The following is a 6,969-nucleotide window of genomic DNA, read 5'->3' on the forward strand; positions in this document are numbered from 1 at the left end:
GACGAGAAACTTGTCGGGAAACGTGCCGTTGGTGCTGGCGCGACCGGCCGCGGTGTCGGTGACAAGGCGGCCGCTCCATCTCCTCGCAGCGACGACGAAGATGATGATGACGACGACGATGAAGAACCCGACGATGAGGACGAGGACGACGAGGACGACGACGAAGATCTCGTCGTCTTTACCGCCAGGGAAGCCGCCGGCGCGCTGGCGACGGTCTATGCATTCGTCAAACCGTTCCTCAGGAACTACAAGAAAATACTGACAGTCGTCGGCCTCGGCGTGGTGGTCGAGACGCTGTTCAATGTCATCATGCCGCTGAGCCTGAAATTCCTGATCGACGATGCGCTGGGTGAAGAGGATTTCGAGGCGTTGGTCGAGATTCTGTCGGTGCTGGCGGTGGCGGGAATTGTCACCTCGATCGTCGCGGTCTGGTATGAGCGATGGGACGCCAAGCTCGCGGCATCGCTGATTTCAGACGTGCGCGCGCGGCTGTTCGAACATGTCCAGAATTTACCGTCGGCGTATTTCGCTCGCACCAAGCGCGGCGAAATACTGTCGCGCTTCTCGATCGACCTGTCGGCGTTCGAAGGATCGGTCAAGAGTTTCGCCAACAGCGCGGCGCTGCCGTTCATGGAATTGATCGCCGGCATCATTCTGATGCTGTTTTTGAACTGGCAGCTCGCCGCGGTATCGCTCTTGGTATTCCCGATCACGCTGATTGGTCCGCGAATCCTGACGCCGAAGGCGGTGCAGGCGAATTACGAGCAGAAGCTCAATGAGTCCGCGCTGCTCGGCATGGTGCAGGAAAATATCGCCGCGCAGGCGGTGGTCAAGGCGTTCAGCCTGCAGCGCCGCACACTGGGCTGGTTCACGATGCGCAATGACGACGCGCGCCGGAAAATCGCCGCTGCGGCGTTTCTGTCGACCATGGTCGAGCGCACGGTCACGATTTCGGTGCTGTTGCTGCACCTCGTGGTGCTGGCGCTTGGCGCCTATCTCGCCACCAAGGGCCAGATCACCATCGGGACATTCGTGACCTTCGAAAGCGCGTTCTGGGAAGTGTCCTACAATATCGCCCACCTGATGCATTTCATTCCGGTGTCGATCCAGTCGGCGGCGGCGGTGCGCCACATTCAGGAATTGCTGGACGAGCCGACCCGCGGCGCCGATCGTCCCGGCGCACCGGATTTGCCGCGCATCACCAACGACATCACCTTCGATCGTGTGACATTCCAGTACGAGGGCAGCCAATCGCCGGTTCTCGACAATCTCAGTCTCAAACTCAATGTCGGCAAGACCATCGCCATCGTCGGCCCCAGCGGTTCCGGCAAGAGCACGCTGCTCAATCTGATCCTGCGCCTCTATGTCCCGGATGAGGGGCGCGTCACCATCGACGGCGTCGATATCCGAAAGGTAACCCGCGAATCGCTGCGCCGGAGCATGGCGGTGGTGTTCCAGGAAAACATGCTGTTCAACATGTCGATCCGTGAAAACATCCGCCTCGGCAAAGAGGGGGCGACCGACCAGGAGGTCGAGCAGGCCGCGCGCAAGGCTGAAATCCATCGCTACATCATGAGCCTTCCGCAAAAATACGACACCTCGGTCGGCGAGCGCGGCGATACGCTGTCGGGCGGGCAGCGCCAGCGTATCGCGATTGCCCGCGCCATCGTCCGCAATCCGTCGGTCCTGCTGCTGGATGAGGCGACTTCGGCGCTCGATCAGACCACGGAAGCGGCGATCAACAAGACGCTGCTGAAGCTTGCCAAAGGCCGCACCATGATCTTCTCGACCCACCGCCTGACCTCGGTGGTCGAGATGGACGAAATCATCGTGATATCAGGCGGCAAGGCGATCGAACGCGGCTCGCATGCCAAGCTGCTCGCCGCCAACGGCATGTATCGCAGGCTCTGGGACGATCAGAGCCACACGCCGCATGATGCGGCCAATCAGGCCGATGGCGACAGCGACGACGATGATGACGACGAGGACTGAGCGCGCAGTTCTGCGCCGAGCCGATGGCCGAGCCGCCGCCACGTGCCTTTACCGAACCACGCCAGGAACCGCGCCCAGCGCTGGGCGCGCCAGTAAATGCCGCGCTCGATCGACACCGAGCGAAAATGATAGGCCTTGGCGATCGACCAGGCGTCGCATGCGGTCTTGACCGGATCGTCGTAGAAGGCCGCGATCTTGGTCTCGGCCATGCCCTGGGTCGCAAGCCATGCCGGAATATGGACGTTGCAGAGCCGCTCGACGTCCGTGAACACCTTGTCGGTGCCGGTTCCGCTGACGGGGCAGGTGGTTTCAAAGGCATCGCCAACCAGCACGACGCCGGGCTGGCGATGGCCCGAGCTGACATAGAGGTCGGCCGGACGGACCTTGATGTCTCCGGTGATTTCGAACTCGCCCGTGATGCGGCGAAGCCTCGGCATCGCCGCGTTCAACGTGACTTCCGGTGCGCGCCGCATCTGCTGCAGCCAGGGATCGTCGATCTGGCGATAGACAAACAGGTTGGCCCGCATCGTGTCGCCGATCGGAAACAGCGACAGATAGGGAATCCGTTCGCTGGTCCGCTCCGAGAAATAGGTGAGGGCCGGAAAATCAAAGGACGGGCGGCCAACCGGGACCAGATTGAATCCGATTGAAACCGAATGGCACGCGCTGACGATTCGGCGTTCGATTCCGAGCCAGCGGCGCAGCCCGACGTTCAATCCGTTGGCCAGCACGACGAGACGCGCGGAGATTTCCTCGCCATTCGACAGCACGAGTTTCTGCCGCTCGGCGCTGGTCGAAATCGATGTGACCTTCGCGTAGATCGATTCGACGTCGGCGGGAATCTGGGCCCGAATCGCGTTGATCAGGCTGTCGTAGAGGATGCCGTATTGCTGGCTGGGCTTCTTGTCGAGCAGGTAGCCCGATCGCGCAATCCAGTTTTCGCTGTCGAGCGTCGCCGATTGCAGCGTCGCTTCCGCGAGGCCGGTCTTGCGGAAGCGTTCGATTTGCTCATGGCCGCTGAGTTTTTCGACGCGAAAATCCGGTGGATAGACCGGATGCGGGTCGATCAGGATGGCCGGAATACCGGCGCGGCCGAGCATCGCGGCGGTTGTCGAGCCGGCGAGGCCGCCCCCGACGACGGCAATGTCCGTATACCTCATGGGCCGATCCCATCCTGGATGGCCCCATCATTGCGCCGGGAAAGGCAAATAAACCTTTAGCTTCAAGGTCGGTATTGGAGGGACCTGGAAGAGTGGCAGTTTTTATATATTACCCGGGTAAAATATGCATTTGGCGATTTTCTGGTCAGCCGAGGCTTGCTTTTGAGGGGCTTATCGACCAGTCGCGAGGCACTGATTCTGCTGCTGGCAGAGGTGCTTCTTTCGTTGTTGTTTCGCCTTGACTTGGCCATCCTGCGCCGATAGAACCCGCGCACTCAACGACAGGCGGTGAGCTTCGCTTACGTCGGAACGGATCACCCTTATTCGATTTCCAGAAAAAGCTTTTCTGGAATCGGGACGGGCACCAACCTCGACGAATGACGCTCAAACGCTGTCGATTATAGCTAGGCAATGCCAGGACGGTCTTGGTTTTCGGGGGCAAGTTCCCTCGAGATTGATCGGATGCATGACCTCGGTGGCAGACCAATCAGCGAACGCTGGTCGGTCATAACCGCGGTCCTCTGTGGCGTCGAAGCGCTTTCCGCTCAGCAATGAGCGGTTGGCGCGATTTCGCTTTGCGCGGAGCTTGATTTCGCTTGTGCGGATCTTGCCGCGAGAGGCGGCCGGGTGGGGCCCGTAGCCCCGAACGAATTTTGCGGAGCCGTTTCCCGGTTTCGCGTGAACTAAAGGGTGAAGGCTGACATGCCGACGATCAACCAGCTGATCGCAAGTCCACGCGTCGTACAGAAGTCGCGCAAGAAGGTGCCAGCGCTGCAGCAGTCGCCGCAGAAGCGCGGTGTTTGCACGCGCGTCTACACCACGACCCCGAAGAAGCCGAACTCGGCGCTCCGCAAGGTCGCCAAGGTGCGTCTGACCAATGGCTTCGAAGTCATCGGCTACATTCCCGGTGAAGGCCATAACCTTCAGGAACATTCCGTGGTCATGATCCGCGGCGGCCGCGTCAAGGATTTGCCCGGCGTGCGCTACCACATTCTCCGCGGCGTCCTCGATACCCAGGGCGTCAAGAACCGCAAGCAGCGCCGTTCGAAGTACGGCGCGAAGCGTCCGAAATAATCGGGAACAGACCAGATGTCGCGCCGCCATTCTGCTGAAAAACGTGAAGTGAATCCGGATCCGAAGTTCGGAAACATCATCATTACGAAGTTCATGAACTCGGTCATGTATGACGGCAAGAAGTCTGCCGCCGAGGGCATCGTCTATGGCGCGCTCGAACTGATCGAGACCAAGACCAAGCAGGGCCCGCTGCCGATTTTCGAGCAGGCGCTGGAAAACGTAATGCCGACGATCGAAGTGCGTTCGCGCCGCGTCGGCGGCGCCACCTATCAGGTGCCGGTCGAGGTTCGATCGGTGCGCCGGCAGGCGCTCGGCATTCGCTGGATCATTACCGCAGCGCGCGAGCGCAACGAAAAGACGATGACGGAGCGGCTCTCGGCCGAGTTGCTCGACGCGTCGAATGGCAGGGGAAACGCCGTCAAGAAGCGCGAAGACGTGCACCGGATGGCGGAAGCCAACCGCGCCTTCTCGCACTATCGCTGGTAACGGCGAAACAACGGATTTTAAGGAACAACCCATGCCCCGCGTTCATGCCATAGAGGACTACCGTAACTTCGGTATCATGGCGCATATCGATGCCGGCAAGACCACGACCACCGAGCGCATCCTGTATTATACCGGCAAGAGCCACAAAATCGGCGAAGTGCACGAAGGTGCCGCGACGATGGACTGGATGGAGCAGGAGCAGGAGCGTGGCATCACCATCACCTCCGCCGCGACCACCGCGTTCTGGAACGGCAAGCGTCTGAACATCATCGATACCCCCGGCCACGTCGACTTCACGATCGAGGTCGAGCGTTCGCTGCGCGTGCTCGACGGCGCGGTGTGCGTGCTCGACAGCAACCAGGGCGTCGAGCCGCAGACCGAAACCGTCTGGCGTCAGGGCGACAAGTACCGGGTTCCGCGCATCGTCTTCGCCAACAAGATGGATAAGACCGGCGCCGATTTCTATAAATGCCTCGACGATATCGTCGACCGTCTCGGCGCCAAGCCGATCGCGATTCAGCTGCCGATCGGCTCGGAGAACAACTTCAAGGGCCTGATCGATCTGGTCCGCATGAAGGGCGTGATCTGGGAAGACGAGGCGCTCGGCGCCAATTTCAAGGATATCGATATTCCCGAGGATATGGTCGAGAAGGCCAAGGAATATCGCGAGAAGCTGCTGGAGTCCGCGGTCGAGCTCGATGACGAGGTTCTCGCCGCTTACCTCGACGGTAACGAGCCCGATGAGCCGACCTTGAAGCGTATGATCCGCAAGGCCGTGCTGACCGGCGCGTTCTTCCCGGTGCTGTGCGGCTCGGCGTTCAAGAACAAGGGCGTGCAGCCGCTGCTCGACGCGGTGGTGGATTATCTGCCGTCGCCGGTCGATGTGCCCGCCATCAAGGGCGTCGACGAAGACGGCAACGAGGTCGTTCGGCTGCCGAACGACAAGGAGCCGCTGGCGCTGCTTGCGTTCAAGATCATGGACGATCCGTTCGTCGGCACCATCACCTTCTGCCGCATCTATTCCGGCACGTTGTTGTCAGGCACCGGCGTGATCAATTCGACGCGCGACCGCAAGGAGCGCATCGGCCGCATGTTGCTGATGCATGCCAACAACCGTGAAGACATCAAGGAAGCCTTTGCCGGCGACATCGTCGCCCTTGCAGGCCTCAAGGAAGCCCGCACCGGCGACACGCTGTGCGATTCGAGCAAGCCGGTGATTCTGGAAAAGATGGAATTCCCCGAGCCGGTCATCGAGATCGCGATCGAGCCGAAGTCGAAGGCCGACCAGGAAAAGCTCGGCGTCGCGCTGGCGAAGCTCGCCGCGGAAGATCCGTCGTTCCGGGTTTCGACCGATCTGGAGTCCGGCCAGACCATTCTCAAGGGCATGGGCGAGCTCCATCTCGACATCAAGGTCGACATCCTGCGCCGGACCTACAAGGTCGATGCCAATATCGGCGCGCCGCAGGTGGCGTTCCGTGAGCGCATCACCAAGCGCGCCGAAGTCAAATACACCCACAAGAAGCAGACCGGCGGTACCGGTCAGTTCGCCGAAGTGTCGATCGTGGTCGAGCCGAACGAACCCGGCAAGGGTTTCGAGTTCGAATCCAAGGTGGTCGGCGGCGCGGTGCCGAAGGAATTCATCCCCGGCGTCGAAAAGGGCCTCAACAGCGTGTTGGGCTCCGGCGTGGTCGCGGGCTTCCCGGTGGTCGACGTCAAGGTTCAGCTCGTTGACGGCAAGTACCACGACGTCGACTCCTCGGCGCTGGCTTTCGAAATTGCATCGCGCGCGGCGTTCCGCGAAGCGCTGCAAAAGGGCAAGTCGGTGCTGCTCGAGCCGATCATGAAGGTCGAAGTGGTGACGCCGGAAGATTACACCGGCTCCGTCATCGGCGATCTGAATTCGCGGCGCGGCCAGATCCAGGGTCAAGACATGCGCGGCAATGCCAACGTCATCAATGCGATGGTGCCGCTCATGAACATGTTCGGGTACGTGAACAACCTGCGCTCGATGAGCCAGGGCCGCGCGACCTTTACAATGCAGTTCGATCACTACGCGGAAGCGCCGGCGAATGTGTCGGCGGAAGTCCAGAAGAAGTTTGCCTGATTGTCGTTAGCGGCAGTTAACGACTGAACGGAGAGAGTCATGGCCAAAGCAAAGTTTGAACGTAATAAACCGCATTGCAACATCGGAACGATCGGTCACGTCGACCACGGCAAGACGTCGCTGACGGCGGCGATCACCAAGGTGCTGGCGGAA

6 protein-coding genes are annotated in these 6,969 nt (G+C 60.7%); 5 read left to right on the forward strand and 1 reads right to left on the reverse strand.

The annotated features are described in order from the left end of the window. A partial coding sequence (locus ABR948_RS27005) for an ABC transporter ATP-binding protein (RefSeq protein WP_428123902.1) occupies nucleotides 1-1,992 on the forward strand: 1,992 nt, incomplete at its 5' end. Here ABR948_RS27005 and ABR948_RS27010 read toward each other — a convergent pair. Continuing rightward, the gene (locus ABR948_RS27010) at nucleotides 1,947-3,152 is read right to left on the reverse strand and encodes an FAD-dependent oxidoreductase (RefSeq protein WP_428123904.1); all 1,206 of its coding nucleotides are present in this window, start codon (nucleotides 3,150-3,152) and stop codon (nucleotides 1,947-1,949) included. The genes ABR948_RS27005 and ABR948_RS27010 overlap by 46 nt on opposite strands. 702 nt (nucleotides 3,153-3,854) lie before the next feature. Here ABR948_RS27010 and rpsL point away from each other — a divergent pair. The 4 genes from rpsL to ABR948_RS27030 form a co-directional block, all read left to right on the forward strand. Then, nucleotides 3,855-4,226, forward strand: coding sequence for a 30S ribosomal protein S12 (rpsL, locus tag ABR948_RS27015; protein ID WP_011473880.1), 372 nt, complete (start codon nucleotides 3,855-3,857; stop codon nucleotides 4,224-4,226). A gap of 15 nt (nucleotides 4,227-4,241) precedes the next feature. Further along, the gene (gene rpsG, locus ABR948_RS27020) at nucleotides 4,242-4,712 is read left to right on the forward strand and encodes a 30S ribosomal protein S7 (RefSeq protein WP_428123908.1); all 471 of its coding nucleotides are present in this window, start codon (nucleotides 4,242-4,244) and stop codon (nucleotides 4,710-4,712) included. Nucleotides 4,713-4,743: 31 nt separating this feature from the next. Further along, nucleotides 4,744-6,816: an elongation factor G gene (gene fusA, locus ABR948_RS27025; RefSeq protein ID WP_428123911.1), complete on the forward strand. Its 2,073-nt coding sequence runs from the start codon at nucleotides 4,744-4,746 to the stop codon at nucleotides 6,814-6,816. A 39-nt stretch (nucleotides 6,817-6,855) separates the two neighbouring features. Next, a partial coding sequence (locus ABR948_RS27030) for a GTP-binding protein (protein WP_428123913.1) occupies nucleotides 6,856-6,969 on the forward strand: 114 nt, incomplete at its 3' end.

This window comes from Bradyrhizobium sp. (genome assembly GCF_050014615.1).
In the GTDB taxonomy this organism is placed as follows: Bacteria; Pseudomonadota; Alphaproteobacteria; order Rhizobiales; family Xanthobacteraceae; genus Bradyrhizobium.

Coding starts and splice junctions, on each gene's coding strand:
- ABR948_RS27010 (WP_428123904.1), bottom strand. CDS start 3,152: ATGAGGTATACGGACATTGCCGTCGTCGGGGGCGGCCTCGCCGGCTCG.
- rpsL (WP_011473880.1), top strand. CDS start 3,855: ATGCCGACGATCAACCAGCTGATCGCAAGTCCACGCGTCGTACAGAAG.
- rpsG (WP_428123908.1), top strand. CDS start 4,242: ATGTCGCGCCGCCATTCTGCTGAAAAACGTGAAGTGAATCCGGATCCG.
- fusA (WP_428123911.1), top strand. CDS start 4,744: ATGCCCCGCGTTCATGCCATAGAGGACTACCGTAACTTCGGTATCATG.